19 protein-coding genes are annotated in these 21,580 nt (G+C 44.1%); 16 read left to right on the top strand and 3 right to left on the bottom strand.

All coding sequences use genetic code 11. The annotated features are described in order from the left end of the window. Positions 1-1,281, bottom strand: coding sequence for an ATP-binding protein (locus LKD36_RS13020; RefSeq protein ID WP_308459841.1), 1,281 nt, complete (start codon positions 1,279-1,281; stop codon positions 1-3). 463 nt (positions 1,282-1,744) lie between these two features. Here LKD36_RS13020 and LKD36_RS13015 point away from each other — a divergent pair, with 463 nt between their 5' ends. The 5 genes from LKD36_RS13015 (at position 1,745) to LKD36_RS12995 (ending at position 5,314) form a co-directional block, all read left to right on the top strand. Next, positions 1,745-2,218 (top strand): NADAR family protein, encoded by a 474-nt coding sequence (locus LKD36_RS13015; protein WP_308459840.1) that lies wholly within the window; start codon positions 1,745-1,747, stop codon positions 2,216-2,218. A 16-nt stretch (positions 2,219-2,234) separates the two neighbouring features. Further along, positions 2,235-3,026: an N-formylglutamate amidohydrolase gene (locus tag LKD36_RS13010; RefSeq protein WP_308459839.1), complete on the top strand. Its 792-nt coding sequence runs from the start codon at positions 2,235-2,237 to the stop codon at positions 3,024-3,026. Positions 3,027-3,047: 21 nt separating this feature from the next. Beyond that, complete coding sequence (locus LKD36_RS13005) at positions 3,048-3,617, top strand: alpha/beta hydrolase (RefSeq protein WP_308459838.1); 570 nt, start codon at positions 3,048-3,050, stop codon at positions 3,615-3,617. A 67-nt stretch (positions 3,618-3,684) separates the two neighbouring features. Further along, the gene (locus LKD36_RS13000) at positions 3,685-4,785 is read left to right on the top strand and encodes an AAA family ATPase (protein ID WP_308459837.1); all 1,101 of its coding nucleotides are present in this window, start codon (positions 3,685-3,687) and stop codon (positions 4,783-4,785) included. A gap of 10 nt (positions 4,786-4,795) precedes the next feature. Next, positions 4,796-5,314, top strand: coding sequence for a hypothetical protein (locus LKD36_RS12995; RefSeq protein WP_118769802.1), 519 nt, complete (start codon positions 4,796-4,798; stop codon positions 5,312-5,314). A gap of 95 nt (positions 5,315-5,409) precedes the next feature. Here LKD36_RS12995 and LKD36_RS12990 read toward each other — a convergent pair whose 3' ends face one another. After that, positions 5,410-6,768 carry an MATE family efflux transporter gene (locus LKD36_RS12990; protein WP_308459836.1) on the bottom strand — a complete coding sequence of 453 codons (1,359 nt, stop codon included), beginning with the start codon at positions 6,766-6,768 and terminating at the stop codon, positions 5,410-5,412. Positions 6,769-6,919: 151 nt separating this feature from the next. Here LKD36_RS12990 and LKD36_RS12985 point away from each other — a divergent pair, with 151 nt between their 5' ends. From LKD36_RS12985 to LKD36_RS12935, 11 genes are all read left to right on the top strand, one after another. Continuing rightward, on the top strand, positions 6,920-8,206 hold the full coding sequence (locus LKD36_RS12985; RefSeq protein ID WP_308459835.1) for a sedoheptulokinase: 1,287 nt from the start codon (positions 6,920-6,922) through the stop codon (positions 8,204-8,206). A 96-nt stretch (positions 8,207-8,302) separates the two neighbouring features. Then, entirely contained in the window at positions 8,303-9,643 is a 1,341-nt protein-coding gene (locus tag LKD36_RS12980) for an MATE family efflux transporter (RefSeq protein WP_308459834.1), read from the top strand. 40 nt (positions 9,644-9,683) lie between these two features. Beyond that, positions 9,684-10,232 (top strand): zinc-binding metallopeptidase family protein, encoded by a 549-nt coding sequence (locus LKD36_RS12975; RefSeq protein WP_308459833.1) that lies wholly within the window; start codon positions 9,684-9,686, stop codon positions 10,230-10,232. Between the two features lie 187 nt (positions 10,233-10,419). Then, positions 10,420-11,547, top strand: a complete 1,128-nt coding sequence (locus LKD36_RS12970) for a galactose ABC transporter substrate-binding protein (protein WP_308459832.1) — start codon at positions 10,420-10,422, stop codon at positions 11,545-11,547. A 74-nt stretch (positions 11,548-11,621) separates the two neighbouring features. Continuing rightward, on the top strand, positions 11,622-13,130 hold the full coding sequence (locus tag LKD36_RS12965; RefSeq protein WP_308459831.1) for a sugar ABC transporter ATP-binding protein: 1,509 nt from the start codon (positions 11,622-11,624) through the stop codon (positions 13,128-13,130). A 22-nt stretch (positions 13,131-13,152) separates the two neighbouring features. Beyond that, positions 13,153-14,142, top strand: a complete 990-nt coding sequence (locus LKD36_RS12960; protein WP_118769809.1) for a galactose/methyl galactoside ABC transporter permease MglC — start codon at positions 13,153-13,155, stop codon at positions 14,140-14,142. Positions 14,143-14,226: 84 nt separating this feature from the next. After that, positions 14,227-15,852, top strand: coding sequence for a response regulator (locus LKD36_RS12955; RefSeq protein ID WP_118769810.1), 1,626 nt, complete (start codon positions 14,227-14,229; stop codon positions 15,850-15,852). Between the two features lie 50 nt (positions 15,853-15,902). Next, positions 15,903-17,690 (top strand): sensor histidine kinase, encoded by a 1,788-nt coding sequence (locus LKD36_RS12950; RefSeq protein ID WP_118770094.1) that lies wholly within the window; start codon positions 15,903-15,905, stop codon positions 17,688-17,690. Next, positions 17,677-18,654: a sugar ABC transporter substrate-binding protein gene (locus tag LKD36_RS12945; protein WP_308459829.1), complete on the top strand. Its 978-nt coding sequence runs from the start codon at positions 17,677-17,679 to the stop codon at positions 18,652-18,654. Before LKD36_RS12950 ends, LKD36_RS12945 begins: the two co-directional genes overlap by 14 nt. A 9-nt stretch (positions 18,655-18,663) precedes the next feature. Further along, positions 18,664-19,680, top strand: a complete 1,017-nt coding sequence (locus LKD36_RS12940) for a galactose ABC transporter substrate-binding protein (protein WP_308459828.1) — start codon at positions 18,664-18,666, stop codon at positions 19,678-19,680. Between the two features lie 25 nt (positions 19,681-19,705). Next, on the top strand, positions 19,706-20,128 hold the full coding sequence (locus LKD36_RS12935; protein ID WP_308459827.1) for an SseB family protein: 423 nt from the start codon (positions 19,706-19,708) through the stop codon (positions 20,126-20,128). On the opposite strand, the gene LKD36_RS12930 is transcribed toward LKD36_RS12935, so the two are convergent. Then, the gene (locus LKD36_RS12930; protein ID WP_308459826.1) at positions 20,102-21,451 is read right to left on the bottom strand and encodes an MATE family efflux transporter; all 1,350 of its coding nucleotides are present in this window, start codon (positions 21,449-21,451) and stop codon (positions 20,102-20,104) included. The two genes, LKD36_RS12935 and LKD36_RS12930, sit on opposite strands and share 27 nt — an antisense overlap. Positions 21,452-21,580 lie beyond the last annotated feature (129 nt).

The following is a 21,580-nucleotide window of genomic DNA, read 5'->3' as shown; positions in this document are numbered from 1 at the left end:
TCAGATACAAAATGCGGCATAGAGAGGAACAATTTTTTTGTTGTCCTCAAAGCCAAAGTTTTTAGAGGAGAGCTTGATTGCATAGGCCGGCTTGTAAGTGTCCATATAGACCTTTAAACTTTTGGCTCTGGTGTTGTCGGCAGACTTGACTTCGAGGGGAATGAGCAGTCCGTCACGCTGAATGATAAAATCAATTTCAGCCCCACGCTCCGACATCCAATAATAGGTGTGATAACCGTTAATGGAGAGCTGCACATTGACATAGTTTTCTGTCATACCGCCCTTGAAGTCGTTTATTTCCTCGACCATATAGAGAATGTCATTGGCGGCTAAATCCTTTTTGGCGCAGAGCAATCCCAAATCGGATACATAAATCTTGAATGCATCAATATCTCGGTAGTTTTCAAGCGGCTTTTTGATTTGTTCTACTTTGTAGACCTGTGATACGATACCAGACAGACAAAGCCATTCTATCGCATTTTCAAATTCGGAAGCCCGTCCCCCTTTCTTAATCAGCTTATATTGGAAACGGGTATTTTTCTTTGAGAGCTGAACGGTAATGTTATCATAGGCAAGTCTGGTTTTCTTGATTTCATTCAGGTTATTATATTTGCTCATATCATTGAGGTAGCTTGCAAGTATCATATCCTGCGTATGCCGGACAAGGATATAATCCTTTGTTTCAGCAAACTGCATTACGCATTCCGGCATACCGCCGACCACAAGGTACTGACGGTAAAGCTGCATTGCGATATCGTGTAAGGCAGACGGCAGCGGCGTATCAGTATGAAAGCACTTTTTAATCTGTTCTACCAAATCGTCCTTGCCGAGAGCCAACATAAACTCCTCCATATCCATAGGATAAAGCGTTTTCATATCGACCTTTCCTACGGGAAAAGAGAATTTCGCTCTGTTGACCGCAACACCGAGCAAGCTGCCTGCGACAATGATGTGGTAATCTGGAGCATCTTCGCAAAAGTATTTGAGCGAGGTCAATGCCCTTTCGCAAAGTTGTACTTCGTCGAATACGATAAGTGTTTTTTCTTTTACGATGGTCTGTCCTGCGATATGGGATAAAATCGGTATCAGATAATCGGGACTGATGTTTTCTTCAAAGGTTTCGTTCAGCTTTGGATTGGTTTCGAAGTTGAAATATGCCACATTTTCGTAACAGGTGCGTCCAAACTCCAGAATGGAATAGGTCTTTCCAACCTGCCTTGCGCCCTGTAAAATAAGGGGCTTGCGGTGTTCGTTTTCTTTCCACGTTTTCAGGAAGCACATAATCTTTCTATACATAATCTGTCCTCCGTAAATGTACTGAACATAGTATACCAGCTATTCATGTAAAAAACAATTAAATATTATTAAAAATTAACACTAATATACATGATTAATTTTTAAAATATATCAAAATATGACACAAATATACCAAAGAAACCGGAATCCCGGCATTTTCTGTGCCAGCAAAAGGGAGCGGTGAATTCAGTACTGAAACTGGAAGAAGAATGCTCTTATTGTGGGAAAGAATATCATATGGAAAATGAGAGTTGGATGGTAGAGAAGATGAAGCTGGTGTAATGAGTTGTACCAGCTTTTTGTGATCGACTTTTGTAGATTGTTCATATATATACTACGATAGAATGAGATTACGGAGGTATAAAATTATCAATGAAATATTTTGTGTTTTATAGTATACTGATTGTATCAAAATATAAAATTTTAATCGGTCAGGGGAGACATGAACATGAATATTATATGTTTTCATAATCCAGATGAAGAAAACGGATATTTGAGCAACTGGTATAGATGCGTATTTGAAGTAAATGGCATTATATTTTCATCAATGGAACAATTTATGATGTATAAAAAGGCGGAGTGTTTTAGAGATCATTTGATTAGTCATCAAATTTTGGAAACAGATGATGTTGCAGAAATAAAATCTCTGGGACGACAAGTGACGGGATATGATGATCATATCTGGAATGGAATGAGGCAGATTATAGTATATGAAGGACTTTTGGCAAAATTTTCTCAAAATGAATTACTGCGAAGAAAACTCAAAATGACGGAGCAAATGGTTTTAGCAGAATGTGCGGTAAAGGATCAAATATGGGGAATCGGCTTGTCCATGAATGATCCAAGGCGTTATAACATAAACCAATGGAACGGCAAGAATTTGCTGGGTTATACATTAATGATGGTACGTGATAAAGTGTAAGAAGATATTGAAGAAAATGGTTGATCAAGTCATGAAAATGCAATATCAAAAGTTTGAAGGATATAACACATTCATTCATCAGCATCCGGTGGTCATCAGCATTCCGCACAGCGGCATCTGGATTCCACCGGAGATGAAAACAAAACTGAAGAAAGATCTGATTTTGCCAAACAGTGACTGGTATTTGCCGGACTTTTATGATTTTCTGCGGGAGCAGCAATATACAGTCCTGATAAATCCGGTGAATCGGTATGTGATTGATGTGAACAGGGACAGGATCAGAGAAGGAGATTCTTATAAGACGAATCTTATCTACACCCATACTATCCAGGATGACAAGATGTATGAGGTGCTTCCGAATGATGAAGAAATTCAAGAACGCATAGATAACTTTTATCTGCCATACCATCAGCGGTTAGAACAGCTTCTGGCGGAAAAGAAGAAGCATTTTCCAAAGGTGTATTTGCTGGATTTACATAGTTTTGGTCTGAATTTTGGAGCAGATATTTTATTGGGAAGTAGTTTTGGGACAAGCTGCTCGGATGAATTTCTGAAGAAAATGGAACAGCTGTGTTCAGATCAGGGATTTTCGGTAAAATGCAATCAGGAATATGCAGGCGGTTATATTACCCGACATTATGGAAGACAGGGACTTGGATATGAGGCATTGCAGATCGAACTCTGGTATGGTGCCTATATTGAGAAGCGGGAGTTTGGGAAAGAAGAACTTCCAAGGATTCAAGGTGGGTTTTACAAAGATGCCCGTGAAAGGATGGGCAGAGTATTTGAAACATTGATGCAATTATAAAAATAAATGATGGAGGAACAAATGAAAAAGTTAGCCATATTTTTCCCGGGAATTGGTTATCACTGTGACAAACCATTGCTTTATTATGCAAGAAAGCTGACACAGGAATGTGGATATGAGGAGAGTATTTCGCTTTCTTATTCCTATGATGGCAGAAATATCCGTGGAGATGAGCAGAAGATGCAGCAGGCGTTTGAAGCGTTGTATGCACAGGCAGAGCAGCAGCTGTCAAAAGTGGATTTTGGAAAATACAGTGAGATTCTGTTTGTATCAAAGAGCGTGGGAACGATTATCGCGTCCAATTATGCATGGAAATACAAAATTCCGTGCCAGCAGGTTCTGTACACTCCGCTGAAACAGACCTATGCATTCCCACATGAGAATGCCATTGCATTTATAGGAACGAAAGATCCGTGGAGCAATACGGAAGAGGTGGTACGGCTTTCAGAGCAGCAGAAAGTATCAATTTATGTATATGAAGAAGCAAATCACTCAATCGAAACACCGGATACCATGAAGAACCTGGAGTTGCTGACAGATGTGATGGAGAAGACAAAGAGATATATTCATTTATTTGAAATAATACAATGAAATATTGAGTTTAGTTTTGATTTATGGCACAATAAAACCGCATACTTAATAATCAGAGGGTAAAAATATGGCGATTAAATCAATAGATATTTTAAATGTGATGGTCTTTCAGAGACAATGGCGGAAAAATAATGGGGATTGTAAAATAGGGGAAGTAAAAACAGGAGATAAAATTTCAGATGCATTTCATTTAGGCTTTTGCAATGGAATTAACGTATTGATAGGTGAAAATGGTGTAGGAAAAACGACAATTCTCAAAATGATTTATGCAGCAACACAGTGGTCGTTTGAAAAGACAAATCCAGGAAAAACAAAGAGATTGTTAGATTTTTTTTCTAACAATTTGAAAAATTCAGAGATGCTGAAAAATACAGAAAGTGACTATTGTTACTATAAAGTATCTGATGGGACACACGTATTTGAAGATAGTCTGACGCATGAAAAAATTTTAGGATATGAAGACTGGTTAGGGTTGAATATTCCGTCGGTATATATTCCAACAACAGAAATGCTTTCTCATTCAAAGGGATTTCTTGCAATGAATCAAAAATATACTATGCCATTTGATGGGACGCAGATAGATATTGTAGTAAATGCCTCCCTTCCGGAAACAAGGGAAATACCGGAATCATGCAAAGCAATTCTTGATGAATTAAGTGCAGCGATTGATGGAACGGTTATACAGGAAGACGACGTATTTTATGTGTTAAAAAAAGATGGAAGAAAGATTGATTTCTCATTGGAAGCGGAAGGCTTACGGAAACTGGGATTGCTTTGGAAACTGATACGAAATGGATTACTTGAAAAAGGATCAGTTTTGTTATGGGATGAGCCAGAGGCAAATTTGAATCCGGAATTGTATCCATTGGTTGCAGGAGTTTTGCTTAAACTGCAGGAAAATGGTGTGCAGATATTTGTTGCAACACATAGCTATAATTTTGCAAAATATTTGGAAATCCGGCGTAAAAATAAAGAACAGGTGATGTTCCATAATTTATATAAGGGCACATCGGAGTTATCAGATTCATTAAAAGACATGTCAGAAAAAAATGAAGAAACAGGTGAAGAGGAAGTTTACAGTAATTCTGCATACAGAATGGAGGATCTGGAAGCCAATCACATCATGATGGCTGATAATAGTTTACTGGATGAAGTATATCGGCTTTGAGAAAATGAAAATGAAAAAAATTTTTACCGATGAAAATGAAGAGTATGGATTGGATTGTTCGCAGGCTATTTGGGCATCAGATCAACTTCATCAGATTTACCATGATGCAAAAGTACAGCTTTCAGATGCAGATTTTATGATTGAAAATTCCGAAAATGTTGTGATAATGGAATATAAAAATGCCAACACTGAAAAAGCGGTGGAACTTAGTTATAAGACCAAGCCATTTAATCCTATGGAAGATAAAAAGGTAGGTTCAGTAATTCGAAAATTTTATGATTCTTATCACTATCTGTATCTTTTGGGTAAGCGAAAACCAGTACATTACATTTATGTGGTAGAAGCACCTGGAAGTGATTCTACGATGAGAAAAAGGTTAAGAGGGCGTATGAAAACGTTGCTTCCATTTTCACTGCAGGAGAGTCTTGATACAGGAATAAAAATGATTGATAAAGTGGATGTCATGAGTATTGCGGAATGGAATAACGATGATATTTATGGAAAATATCCATTTGTCAAATTAAAATAAGTTTTCAAATAGTACTAGGAGCGTTCCAGATGTACCGACCACCTGTATTTCAGCAGTCGGTATACCTGGAATTCTTCATTTTTTACGACGGGTATTTACCGAATTTCCGCCAGTGCTTTTTTAAACTGAACGGCAAACAGAATGCAGGTAAAGGTGACAGCGATCACATCTGCAATGGGCTCTGCCATATAGACGCCGGTGGTGGGGTCGGATACCACGTGAGGCATCAGGTAGATGAGCGGAAGCAGCAGGATAAATTTCCGGACAATAGCCACGACGATGGAGTTGACTGCTTTTCCCAGAGAGGTAAAGGTCATCTGGCAGGCAATCTGAATGCCGAAGAGTCCCAGACCTCCGAAATAAATGCGAAGTGCCGGTGTGGCAAAGGCGATCAGGTCGGCATCGGAAGTAAAGATGCTGATGAATACCTGGGGAACCAGCTGTACGGCAACCCACAGAAGGAGGGAATAGGTCAGGCAGGTACGAAGCAGCAGATGGAAGGTTTTCTTCACGCGGTCTGCATTTTTTGCACCGTAATTATAACTGGAGATAGGCTGCGCACCCTGGGCAATTCCCTGAAGCGGAAGCATGGCGAACTGCATGACACTGGTCAGGATTGTCATGGTTCCAACTGCGATATCACCGCCGTAGCGAAGCAGGGAAGAATTAAAACAGACGGCAATGACACTCTCACTTGCCTGCATGATAAAGGCAGCAAGACCAAGGAAAATACAGGGCAGAATGGTTGCAGCTTTCAGCCGTAAATGATTGATACGGATATGGAGCTGGGTTTTCTTGCCGCAGAGAAAGCGGATGACCCACACGCAGGAAATCGCCTGGGAGAGAACCGTTGCAAGGGCAGCTCCCTGTACGCCCATATGGAATCCGAAGATAAATACCGGATCCAGAATGATGTTGCAGACTGCACCGATCAGGACGGAGACCATAGAAATGGTGGTAAATCCCTGGGCAGTGATGAAAGCATTCATGCCAAGGGTCAGCTGTACGAACAGTGTTCCGAATGCATAAATCTGCATGTAAGCGGTTGCATAGCTGATGGTGTTGGAACTTGCACCAAAGGCCAGCAAAAGCGATTCATTAAATCGAAGCAGGATTGCGGTCAAAATGCAGGAAATGATGATCTGCAGTGCAAAACAGTTGCCTAAGATCTTTTCTGCGGATGTCTGATCTTTTTTACCCATAAAAATAGAGGCTCTCGGTGCGCCGCCGGAGCTGACCAGTGCGGCAAATGCCGATACAATCATGATAATCGGCATACAGACGCCGACGCCTGTGAGGGCAAGACTTCCCTCGCCGGGAATGTGTCCGATATAGATGCGGTCTATGATATTGTAGAGCATGTTAATGAGCTGTGCGACTACCGTGGGGATGGAAAGTCGGAATAACAGCTTTCCAATGGGTTCAGTACCTAAAAAATCTTCCTTATTCTGCATGAGCAGTGTCACTCCTTTAAGTTTCTCTTTTTTTAGAAAGTTCATTTTTGAACTAATTAACATCATAGAGCAGGAAAGGAAGAATGTCAAGCTGTAAAAATTTCTGGTGTGTGTTATAATTTGGATAATGAATTTTTATGGGAGTATGTAAATGAAGGTATTGGGCATTGATATCGGGACCACCACCATCAGTCTGGTAGTGCTGGATCCGGAGCAGAAGAAAGTATGGGAATCCAGAACCATTTCCAATGGAACATTTATGGAGACTGCGCAGGAATGGGAACGGATACAGGATGTAAATAAAATCGTTGAGAAAACAAGGGAAGTCCTGGAAGGACTGCTGCATGCTTATCCGGAGGTGTCGTCCATCGGTCTGACCGGACAGATGCACGGAATCCTCTATGTGGATCGGGAAGGCAGATGTATTAGTCCTTTGTATACCTGGCAGGATGGTCGGGGTAATGTGCCGGATGAGCATGGGAAGACTTTGACAGAGATGGTTCGGGAGAAGACCGGGATTACGGTATTTACCGGATACGGTCTGGTAACTCATCTATGGAACCAGCTGTACGGAGAAGTACCGGAAGAAGCAGTGGGGATCTGTACTATCGCAGATTATCTGGGCATGTGTCTGACCGGACGGAAACGGCCCCTTCTACATGCCAGCAATGCAGCGAGCCTTGGATTCTATGATGTGAAAGAACATGCTTTCCGCAGAGATATATTGCAGAATCTGGCGGTGAATACGGAGATTTTGCCGGAGGTATGCCAGAATTTTGAGCAGCTGGGTACTTACCGGGGCATTCCGGTGACTGTGGCAATCGGAGACAACCAGGCAAGTTTCCTTGGTTCCGTGGGCTTGAAAGAAAGAACTTTATTATTAAATATGGGAACCGGTGGACAGATTTCCGTGCTGTCGCCGGACTATTTTGAAGCGCCGGGCATTGAGGCAAGACCCATTACAGAAGGAAACTATCTTCTGGTGGGTGCATCTCTCTGCGGCGGACGGGCCTATGCGATTCTGGAGCGGTTCTTAAGAAGCTGTGTCGGAACGGACGAGTCCCAGTATGAAAAAATGGAACAGCTGGCGAGAGCCGGACAGCAGCAGAAAGACCGGATGAAAGTGAATACCACCTTTAACGGAACAAGGGCTCATCCGGAACTTCGTGGAAGTATTCTGAATGTGAGCGAAGAAAATTTTACCCCGGAAGGGCTGGTGTATGGAGTGCTGGAAGGAATGGCAGCTGAGCTCTATGAAATGTTCCGGGTGATTCAGGAAGGAACCGGTATTCAGGCAGAACACCTCATTGCTTCCGGCAACGGTCTTCGGCGGAATCCGGTGCTGCAGGAGATCTGCTCAGATATGTTTGGAGCTGTGCTCACTCTGGCGGATTACAGGGAAGAGGCTGCCTGCGGAGCAGCCGTGAGCAGCAGATAGAAGAATGAAGATAAGTAAAATTTGAATATGCTTTGAGTTCGTGATAGCATAAAGATATTGGAAATGATAACAGAATATAAATGGGGATAGTACTCAATGAATGAAAAGAAAAATACAGTATTAATGACAGAAGGCGGCATTTTTAAGAACCTTCTCTTTTTTGCGACGCCGCTGATCCTGGGCAATCTGCTGCAGCAGATGTACAATGCAGTGGACTCGATTATTGTAGGAAATTATGTGGGAAGTAATGCACTGGCAGCAGTCGGGGCAGGTGCCTCTCTAATCTATCTGCTGATTGCATTCAGCCTGGGAGCTTCTGTAGGCGCAGGAGTGATCGTTTCCCAGTATCTGGGAGCGAAAGAGAAAGAGGGGGTTCATAAGGCGGTACATACGGCGTTGGCGATCTCGATCATTCTGGGACTGATTCTGACAGCAGGTGGTATTTTGTTTAGCCGGAAGTTGCTGGTGATGATGAATACACCGGCGGAAATCTTGGATGATGCAGCCTGTTATCTGCGGATTTATTCTTATGGACTGATTTTTAATGTGGTTTATAATATGGCGGCTGGAATTCTGAATGCGGCAGGAAATTCCAGAAGATCGTTGATGTATCTGGCAGCAGCGGCTGTGGTCAATATTTTTATGGATCTGCTGTTGATTGCAGGCTTGAAGATCGGTGTGGCAGGAGCAGCCATTGCGACCAACTTCAGCCAGGCAATCTCCTGCATTCTGGCACTGTGGTTCCTGTTCCGGGTTCCGGCGGATTACCGCATTTCGTTGAAAAGTCTTCGGATTCACAAAGCGATGGCGCTACGTATTATCCAGATAGGTCTGCCTACCGGAATCCAGAATATGGTCATTTCCTTTTCCAATATACTGATTCAGGCAAGCATTAATCAGTATGGGGCAATGGCGGTGGCAGGATTCAGCGCATATCTGAAGATTGACGGCTTTAACATTCTTCCGGTGTTGAGCTTCAGCATGGCCATCACGACTTTTATCGGACAGAACTATGGAGCAGGCAAATATGATCGTATGAAAAAAGGTATGTGGGTGACACTGCTCATGGGAATTGTGTATACAGTGCTCACAGGAATTCTTCTGCTCACCTTCTCGGGGCAGATTATGAGGTTGTTCTCCGAGGATGTGGGTGTAATCGCCTATGGTCAGACAGCTATGCGGTATTTTTGCCCGTTTTACTGGATTCTGGCAATTCTTCATTCGCTGGCGGGAACGGTGCGCGGGACCGGAAAGAGCATACCGCCCATGGTGGTGCTTCTTGTTTCACTTTGCCTTTTCCGAATCGTATGGATTCAGCTGGTATTGCCGTATTATACGTCTATTGAAGGAATTTTCATTCTCTATCCGGTTTCCTGGCTGGTGGGAGCAGTGCTGATGATTCTCTACACCTGGAAAGGAAAATGGATAGAATTATGACAGAAAAGGTGTATTAAAATAATACAGGAGTGTGAACGTCATGGATACATATATAAGAGAACAGATCACAAATTTAAGACATACGCTGCATGCCTGTCCGGAGATATCCGGTCAGGAGAAGCAGACAAAAGAGACTCTGCAGAACTTTTTGACAGCGCATACCAGCCTGGAACTCAATGATTGCGGGGGAGGATTTTATGCGGCACACAGGGAAGGTGCCGGAAATGGAATCGCATTCCGGGCAGAACATGAAAAAGATCTGGAACTCTTACGGGAGACTGTGTGGAGGACGGCAAAAGATCTGGCGGGAGCAGACGGACTTGGAGTTGAGATGGAAGAGCAGGACGTCTTTCCCGCAACGGAAAATGATCCGGGTTGTGCTGCGAAAGTCATGGGGAGATGCAATGGGAAGCCACTGGAAGTTCCCATGCGTTGGAGCGAGGATTTTGGACATTATTTAAAGAAGTGTAAGGGAGCTTTTTTCGGAATCGGAGCCGGAGAAGACCATGCAGCACTTCACACGATCCATTATGAGTATCCGGATGAGCTTCTGGAACATACAGCAGAGGTATTTCTACGGTTGATTTGACGGAATTACGAAAAATGCACTTTGAAAATATATGAAATAATAAAATTGCACAAAATAAAAAGAAGAATTTTTAAGAAAGACAGAAGAATATTCTATGTTTTTTGCAGTTGACTCCTGTTATATTGTCATTAGTAACAAGGTGGGTTACACATTAAAGAACAATTAAAAATGGGAGGTAACTAGTAAAATGAAAAGAAAAGCAGTGAGCATGATTCTTGCAGTGACAATGGTAGCAACCATGGCAGTAGGATGTGGCGGCAGCAAGACCGAGACCGCTGACACTACCGCACCGGCAGATGATGCAGCAGCAGAAGAGACCACAGAGGCAGACGCAGCAGACGCTGAGGATACCGCAGATGCAGCAGCAGACGCAGTAGATGGTGATCTGGCAGACAAGAAAGTCGGCGTTTGTATCTATCAGTTCTCCGACAACTTCATGACTCTGTTCCGTACCGAGCTTCAGTCTTATCTGGAGAGCAAAGGATTCAAAGCAGAGAACATCAAGATCGTTGACGGTGCTAACGACCAGGCTACCCAGTCCGGACAGATTGACAACTTCATCACTGAGGGTGTTGACGTTCTGATTATCAACCCGGTTAACTCTTCTTCCGCAGCTACCATTACTGATAAAGTAGTAGATGCTGGAATTCCGCTGGTATACATCAACCGTGAGCCGGATGAGACAGAGGAGCAGAGATGGGCAGACAATAACTGGGATGTTACCTATGTAGGCTGTGATGCTCGTCAGTCCGGTACTTTCCAGGGCGAGATCATTTCTGATCTTGGACTTGATGCACTTGACTTCAACGGAAACGGAAAAGTTGATTACATCATGGTAGAGGGTGACCCGGAGAACGTAGATGCTCAGTATCGTACCGAGTTCTCTGTAAAAGCTCTTGAGGATGCAGGTCTTGAAGTTAGCTGCCTGACTGATCAGGTTGGTAACTGGCAGCAGGATCAGGCACAGCAGATCGTTGCTAATGCACTTGGACAGTTTGGAAACGATGTAGAAGTTGTATTCTGTAACAACGATGCAATGGCAATGGGTGCTTTACAGGCTATTCAGGCAGCTAACCGTACTGTAGGCAAGGATATCTACCTGGTAGGTGTAGATGCTCTGTCTGAGGCTCTTGAGTCTGTAATTGCAGGAACCATGACCGGTACTGTATTTAATGATCACTTCTCACAGTCTCACAGCGCTGCTGATGCTGCAATCAACTACCTGACCGGAGCTGGAAATGAGCACTACATTGGTTGTGACTACGTAAAAGTTACTCAGGATAATGCTCAGGAAGTTCTTGACATGGTAAAATAATTAATTCTGAACATGGTGCGGGCGTTGGACAACGGCGTCCGCATTTTTTAAGCTGATTGAAGAAGGAGAGCAAAATGGCTGAGTATAAACTGGAGTTGAAGGGCATCTGCAAGTCCTTTCCCGGCGTTAAGGCGCTTGACAATGTGCAGTTGTCAGTTCGTCCCGGCACAGTCCATGCGCTGATGGGAGAAAATGGTGCAGGTAAGTCCACTCTGATGAAATGTCTGTTTGGTATCTACAAGATGGATGCCGGAGAGATTTATCTGGATGGTGAAAAGATTGAAGTTAAGGATCCGGATGATGCCATGAGTAAAGGTATTGCCATGGTACATCAGGAGCTGCAGCCGGTTCTGGCAAGAAGCGTAGGTGAGAACCTGTTCCTGGGAAGATTTCCTACGAAGAATTATGGTCCACTGAAAGTGATCGACCATAAAAAAATGTATGAGGATACGAAGATGTGGCTGGATGAGGTTGGTATGGATTTCGATCCGAAAGCCCAGCTTGGTTCCTTGTCCATCGGTCAGATGCAGTCTGTTGAGATTGCAAAGGCAGTTTCTCATCAGGCAAAGGTAGTGATTTTCGATGAGCCGACTTCCTCTCTATCCGATAAAGAAGTAGATGCCCTGTTCCGGATCATGAATGATCTGAGAGACAAGGGAGTAGCCATGATCTACATCTCTCATAAGATGGATGAGATCAAGAGAATTGCCGATGACATTACGGTCATGCGAGATGGCGGTTATGTAGGCACCTGGCCTGCAGCTGAGATGACAACAGAACAGATCATTGCCAAGATGGTTGGCCGTGAGCTGACAAATGTATATCCTGACAAAGATAACGAGATTGGTGATGTGGTTCTCGAAGTGAAAGACCTGTGCTCCATTCATGAAAAATCTTTCCAGCATGTAAGCTTTAAGCTTCGCAAAGGTGAGATTCTCGGATTCGGAGGACTGGTCGGAGCCCAGAGAACGGAGCTGATGGAAGGTATCTTCGGAATCCGTGGAGTAGCATCTGGTGAGATCTATATCCACGGTAAGAAAGTGAATATTAAGCACCCCATTGATGCCATGAATGCGGGTATCGGACTGATTACCGAGGACCGTCGTGGAAATGGTATCTTCGGCTGCCTGTCCATCAAGGACAACGTAGGCGTGTCGGTGTATAACAAATATCTGAAAGCAGGATTTGTTCTGGACCACAAAGAAATTAATAAAGTTGTGGATGAGAGCATTGAAAAACTGAGAATTAAGACTCCCAGCATGAAAGAACATATCGCCAACCTGTCCGGTGGTAACCAGCAGAAAGTTATCGTATCCAGATGGCTGGCAAACGACCCGGATGTGCTGATCATGGATGAGCCGACCCGTGGTATCGACGTTGGAGCCAAGCATGAGATTTATGAAATTATGGTAGACCTGGCAAAACAGGGCAAGGCAATTATCATGATTTCCTCAGAGATGGCTGAGCTGCTTGGAATGTCTGACAGAGTATGTGTCATGTGTAACGGACGTCTGACTGGTGAGATCACGGAAAAAGAAGAGATGTCTCAGGCAAACGTTATGCAGTTTGCAACACGATTCTGATGCTGAAGGAGGATGAATAAGAATGGAAAAGACAAAGCAGAAACAGATTACAGATTTTCTGATTAATAATGGTGTTATTATTGTTATGTTCATTCTGGTTATTGTAGCCGGAGTGACTACCCAGAACTTTTTTACACTGAATAACTTAACGAACCTGTTAAACAACATGAGTTTCCGTCTGGTAATCGCACTTGGTATTGCGGGCTGCGTTATTACCGCAGGATGTGACCTTTCCGCAGGACGTCTGATCGGTCTTGGCGGATGTATCTCCGGTGTACTGCTGCAGAGAATGGATTATTCCGGTAAATTTTTCCCGGATATGCAGCCGCTGAATGTGTTCCTCGCAGCACTGATCGCTATGGTGATCTGTGCAATCTTCGGTACGATTACCGGTTTCTTCATTGCTTACTTAAGTGTACCTCCGTTCATTGCAACGCTGGCAACCATGGAGATTGTATATGGTCTGAACATGCTGTTTACCAACGCAACTCCCCTTGGTGGCTTTACGACAGAGTACACTAACGTAGGAAGTGGTAAATTCCTGGGTCTTAGCTATCTGGTATGGATTGCTCTTGTTGTAGCAGCAATTACCTGGTTTATTTTCAATATGACCCGTCATGGAAAATATATGTATGCAATCGGTGGAAACCCGCAGGCAGCAGAGGTTGCCGGTGTTCCGGTAAAACTGACTCTGATTCTCATCTACATGAAAGCAGCAGCTATGTATGGTCTGGCAGGATTCATGCTGGGTGCAAAATCCGGTGGAGCATCTGTACAGCTTGGTTATGGTTACGAGATGGAGGCAATCGCTGCATGTACCATCGGTGGTGTATCCGTTACCGGTGGACGTGGTAAAGTATCTTCCGCATTTGTCGGTGTTGCAGTATTTGAGCTCTTGAAGATCGCTCTGCAGTACATGGGCGTTAATGCAAATGCACAGTACATTGCAATCGGCGTTGTTATCTTCGTCGCAATTTCTCTGGATATCAGAAAGTACGTGGCAAAGAAATAAACTATATAGTATAATAGATGGCGGCAGGGGTGTGGACCCCCGCCGTCATTTTTATATGTAGAGGAAAGTGTACAGGGGGATTTTATGGACAACAACAGATATTCCGTTCTGCTGGTGGACGATGAAGAAGATATTATCCGGATTATTATGAAAAAGCTGGACTGGGAGAGCATGGGACTGACCATTATCGGCCATGCAGCCAACGGTGTGGAGGCACTGGAGATGGCGGAGGAACTGACACCGGATATTGTGATGACGGATATTAAGATGCCTTATATGGACGGACTGACTTTGTGCAGAAAGCTGAAAGAATTATCCCGCACCATCCGGGTGATTATTTTTTCCGGATTTGACGAGTTTGAATATGCTAAGGAAGCTATTAAGATGGAGGCAGAGGAGTATCTTTTAAAGCCGGTGAATGCAGTGGAATTAAAAGAGGTCTTTGAACGGGTGAAAAATGACCTGGATCAGGAGCGTGCGGAAAAGAGAGATACGGAAAAACTCAAATCTTATTATATGGAAAGTCTGCCGGTTCTGCAGGAAAGTCTGTATATGGCTCTTCTGGAGGGCAGAATTACGTCAGGACAGATTTATAAATATATGGATACTTATCAGATCAGGCTTCCAGGTCCATATTATGTGGTGACAGTTCTGCACTTGAGTTCCCAGTCCGTTGAGGAGAATGGAATGGATCCGTTTCTGATGGCTATGTCTGTGCAGAAGTACGCGGAAGAGCAGACGGACCGGAGATGGAGAAGCAGATTTTTGATCTATCTGGGTGATATTATCATGATCTCTCAGCTGAGTGATAAAGAGGAGATGCTGGAATATACGAATGATCTGGACCGGCTCTGTCGGATGGGAAACCGTGTGCTGAACGTCAGGATTACAGCGGGCATTGGTTATCTGTGCAATAATCTGGAACAGATTCCACTGTCTTATCAGGGAGCAAAGCAGGCAGTATCTTACCGTGTATTGTATGGAAATACAAGGGCAATCAGTATTGCGGATGTAGAACCGGCGGAAAGAGTGGAGATGAACTGGGAGGATGCTTACAGTTCGTATATTCAGCAGATTATCAAGAAAGTCAGGGTGGGTGAGCAGCAGGGACTGGAAGATGCCATTGCAGAATTCACCGGATGGTTGTCAGGGGCGCAGCTGTCCATGCAGCAGTACCGGGTTGTGCTGATGGATTTGCTGGCAGAACTGTTCCGGTTTATCAGCAGCCATCAGCTTAATATGGAAGAAATCTTTGGAAGCAGCCAGGATGTCTATACCAAAGTTTTGCAGCTGGAATCCGCGGAGGCTCTTGGCAGCTGGCTGGTGAAGATCTGCAGAAATCTCCAGAAAGCTGTGACGTTTGAACGTCAGGATACGACGAAAGTGTTCGTACAGAATGCAGTGGAATATGTAAAGGAACATTATGCGGATCAGGATCTGAGTGTGGAGGTGATCTGCAAAAAACTGAATGTCAGTTCCGCATATTTCTCGACAATTTTCAAGAAGGAAACGGGGAAAACATTTGTACGGTTTCTGACAGATTACCGAATGGAGCAGGCGGTCAGTCTTCTGATGACAGGAAATGACAAGACTTACATGATTGCCGAGAAAGTAGGATATGCGGAGCCGAATTATTTCAGCTATGTATTTAAGAAACAATATGGTATGTCACCTTCCAAGTACAAAGCGGACAGACTGGAGCAGAAGTGAGAAGAATCGGGGAACTGTGGAAAAAATATTTGAATCCATTGTCGGTGCGTATGGGACTTGCATTGTCCTTTACGATGGTAGCGTTGTTTGCAGTCGGCATTTTTGGAACGACCATGTATAATCTGGTAGCGCACAGGATGGAAAGGATGATGTCAGAGAGCTCAGGGCAGCTGCTGGATCAGACGGCAACCAATCTGGAAACATATCTGAAAGGTATGCGACGAGTTTCTGATACCATGTATTATTCAGTCATCAAAGACAAAGATCTGGCAGTGGACTCCATGGCGCAGGAGATGAATCTTCTGTATGATGTAAATAAGGAAAACCTGATCAGTATCGCCTGTTATACCGGAGACGGTGAGCTGGTGGAAGCAGTTCCTCTGTCAGCGGAAAAGACAGGGCTTGATGTGACTAGGCAGCAGTGGTTTACAAAAGCGGTCAACCAGATGGAGAATTTTCATTTTTCTACACCACATGTGCAGAATCTGTTTGATGATCCCAGCTACCGGTATTATTGGGTGATTTCCTTGAGTCGTGCAGTGGAGCTTACGACGAACGGGAGTGCAAAGCTGGGGGTTTTGCTGGTTGATATGAATTATTCCAGTATGGAGCAGCTGTTGGAAAAAGCTAATACAGGAACAGATTCGGAGTATCTGTATCTGATGGATGCAGATGGGGAGATTATCTATCACCCGAAACAGAAACTGATCTATGCGGGACTATATGAAGAAAACAATATGGAGACGGCCAACTGGGATGATGGAAGTCATAAAGAATATTTTCATGGGGAAAAACGGCTGGTTACAGTAAAAACCGTCAGCTATACCGGATGGAAAATAGTCAGCGTGATGCCCATGAGTGTGCTGAATGTTGGAATGTATGAAACCAGGGTCCTGTTTGTACTGGTGCTGCTTCTTACGATGATGATTATCATTATTCTGAATCAGCTGGTCTCTTCCAGCATTGCGCATCCGCTGGAAAAATTAAATGATTCCGTAAAAGAATGGGAAGCCGGAAATATGAGCCCGGATATTTATATTGGTGGTTTAACAGAAGTCGAACATCTGGGACGTACATTGAAATCGACAGTGGAACAGATACGGAAATTGATGGAAGATGTGCTGATGGAACAGGAAGAGAAGCGTAAGAGTGAGTTGGATGCACTGCAGTCCCAGATTAACCCGCATTTCCTGTACAACACACTGGAGTCCATTACCTGGATGATCGAAGGAGAACGGTATGAGGATGCTGTATTCATGATTTCACAGCTGGCAAGTCTGTTCCGGATCAGCCTGAGCAAAGGAAAGACGATTATCCGGATTGAAGATGAGGTGAAGCATGCACAGAATTACATGAACATTCAGAAAATCCGCTACAAGAACAGTTTTCAGGTAGATTTCCAGATTGCGGACGAGATCAAAGACTGCTGCACGGTGAAGCTGATCATTCAGCCGCTTCTGGAAAATGCCATCTATTATGGTGTCGAAGGTATGGATGACGAAGGTGAGATTCATGTGACAGGATATCGTGACGGAGATGATGTCTGCATCGAAGTCCGGGATAATGGACTTGGTATGTCCGAAGAAATGGTAGAAAAGCTGCTTACAGACAATAACCACGTGCCTAAGCATGGTTCCGGAGTGGGCGTGATCAATGTACATAACCGGATCAGAATCCGGTTTGGAGAAGGATACGGGCTGGAAATTGAGAGTGAGCCTGATGAAGGAACGCTTGTCAGAATTCGACTTCCGTATATTCCGTATTCAGCAGACATTCAGGAATATCTGGATGGAAGAAGACTGGAACGTTCGGGAGGTGCAGCAGATGAAAAGAACTAAAAAAATATTGCTGTATGTGCTGATGGGATTTTTACTTGTGATTTTTTCTCTGCTTCTGCTGCTGACCGGGGAACGGCAGGAGGTAAAAAGAAAATCCATATCTGTAATTGTAGATAACAGTACCAGTAATCGGTGGACAGCTTTGAAGGAAGGCATGGAAGCGGCGGCGAAGGATTACAATCTGCGCCTAAACTATGTATCAACGGTAAAGCTGTGGAGTGTTACAGCAGAACTGGAGATGGCTGCGCGGGAGATGGAATCCGGAGCAGATGGATTGATTTTGCAGATGTACGCAAGTGAAGGAATCGGTGAAAAGCTGGAAGAAATCGTCCCAAGGGATCAGTGTGTATTGCTGGAGACAGATATCACACCGGAAGAGTATTACCAGACGGTGGGACCAGACAACCGGAAACTGGGCGGTGTGCTGGCCGGGCAGATTCGTGCAGATTATGGAGAAAGTCTGCAGGGAAAAAGGGTAGGAATCTTTTGCGGAAATACAGGCGAGCTGTCCATCCGGCAGAGAATACAGGGATTAAAGGAAGGCCTTGAAGACAGTGAAATACAGGTGGTCTGGGAATTGCATGAAATGGGGAGAACTCCGGACGAAGCTGCGGAAAATGATTGCTGGGAGACTGGAGCGGATATTGTAATTTCACTGGAAAATGATATGACAGAGAGAGCAGTGGATTACCTTGCAGAAAACCAGGACATGTTAAATCAATGCAAATTGTATGGAATCGGAAATTCCGAAAAAGTAATGTATTATCTGGACCGGGGATTTATCAGAAAGCTTGTGGTTCCCAACGATTTTTATATGGGATATCAAAGTGTGGAAGAGCTTGCAAAAAAACTGGAATACAGGGGAGAGTCTCATAAGAACATTTATACCGGTTATCTGGTGATTGACCGGACAAATCTCTACGACGAAACAAATCAGAAGATGTTGTTCCCGATCGTTCAGTAGGAGGAGCGTATGAACAGAAAAAGAATAGCAGCAGTTCTTGGATGTGCAGCAGCCGGATTTCTTCTTGCCGGATGTGAAAGCGGTGGGGCAGAACGGGTGAGAAACATTAAAATAGGTGTTGCTGTCTATGATCAGTATGATACATTTATTTCACAGCTTGTAGAGCAGTTTAATCAGTGTGCGGCTGAGATGTCCGATTCCGCAGATTCGAATATTTCTGTGAAAATCGAAGTCTATAATGCAGGAAAGAGCCAGACAACGCAGAATGATCAGGTGAAGAATATGCTGGAGCAGGAGTGTGATGTGATCTGTGTCAATCTGGTAGACCGTACAGAGCCGGTTACGATTATCGACATGGCTGAAAAACAAGATGTTCCGGTAATTTTTTTCAACAGGGAACTGGTAGAACAGGATCTGGAACGATGGGACAGGCTGTATTATGTAGGTGCTCCGGCATTGCAGTCAGGAATTTTGCAGGGAGAGATGGCAGCCGATCTGTTTCAGAAAGACCCCTCTGTCGATAAAAATGAAGACGGAGTATTCCAGTATGTAGTTCTGGAGGGGGAGATGGACCATCAGGATGCGATTGTCCGGACTGAATATGCCATCAACACCATTACCGAACAAGGCGTATCGGTGGAAAAACTTGGTTATGGTATTGCAAACTGGAACCGAGGTCAGGCCCAGACGAAGATGACACAGATGATCGGGCAGTATGGAGATGCCATTGAACTGGTTCTGGCAAATAATGATGACATGGCTCTGGGAGCAATTGATGCCTATAAAGCAGCAGAAATCGATCAGGAAGAATGGCCTGCTATCTTCGGAATTGATGGAACAGATGTAGGAAAAACAGCACTCAACAAGGGAGAACTGAAAGGAACCGTTTACAATGATAAAGAAGGACAGGCAGAAGCCATGCTGAAGCTGGCAGTGGGACTGGCAACCGACAGCTCACTGGAAGATCTGGGACTGGAAAACGGAAAATATATCCGGCTTCCCTATACAAAGCTGGAAAGACAGTAAAAAATACAGAGTGAGGAAATGAGAAGTGAACGATAATCATATTACCAAAGACGAAGGTCTGCAGGGCAATGAGAAAATAGAAGAGGCAATTGCAGCACTTCAGAAGGAACTGACAGATGAGATGCTGGCGCATACACTGACCGTCATCCGTAGACGGATGAAAGCGAAGGGTCAGCTGATACTGGCAGTAGACGCTCCCGGAGGAGACGGAAAGCTGAATGTGCAGGCAGTGAAAACAGATGACGGTAAAAATTGGTGGGCTGCCTTTACCAGCTTTGAAGAAGAACTGAAAGGAGGTGGAAGTGTTATGTCCACGTTCCTGACAGATGTTGAACAGCTCTTCCATTCGGCAATTGCCACAGATGAAATTGAAGGAATTATTATCAATCCCTGGAATCGGACGCTGATGCTGAACAAACAGTTACTGAAGATCGTACTGGGTGTGTGACGCTACTTTCTTTACGCAGTAGAAGCAGGTAGGTGCTATGTAGAGGCAGGCACACAGCCATGCGGTCTGATCAGCAAAGCAGATGGCCGTATAACCGAACATTCCTACAAAACAAAGACTTACAATGGTTCTGGCAAACATTTCTGTTACGCCGGAGAAAAATGCCCTGCCAGAATATCCCAGTCCCTGGGTCGTCATGCGGGTGATATTTAAGATACCAAGTGCCCAGTAGAAATATCCCATACATCTTAAATATTTTGCAGAAGCATTCAGTACATCAGCTGCTTCGCGGCTTACAAAGATCAAGGAGAGTGTCCGGCCGCCAAAGATCAGAATCAGGCCGGCGAAAAGACCGTACCCAACGGCAATTGCAATTCCTTCTTTTAATCCCTGTTTGATTCGGTCGTATTTTCCAGCTCCGAGATTCTGACTGCAGAACACGGAGACTGCGGTACTCATGGCATCAAACGGGCACATGGTAAACTGCTTGATACGCATTCCAGCGGTAAATCCGGATACATAGATACTGCCAAGACCATTGTTGGCTGACTGCATGACCATACTTCCGATTGCTGTGATGGAATATTGAAGTCCGGTTGGCAGTCCCATGGTAAGAAGTTCTTTTGCTGTTCTTGAGCTGACCTTGCGGCATTCTGACGGCAGCCATAGAATCTCTTTTTTCTTTATAATATAGACAAGACAGGCAATTCCGCTGACAGCCTGTGCAGTAATTGTTGCAATGGCTGCACCTGCACATCCCCAGCCAAGGACGATAATACAGAACAGGTCAAGAAAAATGTTTAATACTGCAGAAAATGCCAAAAATAAAAAAGGTGTACGGCTGTCCCCGACAGATCTTAAAATACTGGACAAATAATTGTACATCAATGTAAATGGCAGACCGAGGAAGATCACCAACAGATAGGCATAAGCATTTTTATAAATGTCCGGCTGTACAGAAAGGATATTCAGGATCCAGTGGCACAGGAGCGCACATGCAGTTGTCACGATAGCGGCTGTTCCTGCGGTCAGAACTGCGCCGTTGTATACATAGTTCTTCATTTTCTGATAGTCACCGGAACCAAAAAATTTTGCTACCGGAATGCCAAATCCTGCGGTGATTCCCATACAGAATCCAAGAACCAGAAACTGAACACTGCTGCTGGCTCCGACGCTGGCCAGAGCATCTGCTCCAAGCACCTGTCCTACAATGGCAGCGTCAATAATATTATAAGTCTGCTGAAGAAGATTTCCAAACAGTAAAGGCATCGCAAAGCGAAGCATTGCTTTTAAAGGACTTCCGTTTATCATAGATGTAGACATTATTCCACCTCATTGTTTTCTAAAATATATTCAACATATTTTATCACGGGACGATGCGAAATGATATAGCAACTTTCCCGAAATCTCTTGACAAAAGTATGGCTCACGCTTACAATTTTCCAGCAAATA

The sequence above is a fragment of the Hominiventricola filiformis genome (assembly GCF_020686965.1).
Taxonomy (GTDB): domain Bacteria; phylum Bacillota; class Clostridia; order Lachnospirales; family Lachnospiraceae; genus Hominiventricola; species Hominiventricola filiformis.
Note: the sequence above shows the minus strand (reverse complement) of the source record. Positions and strands in the feature narration are given on the sequence as shown.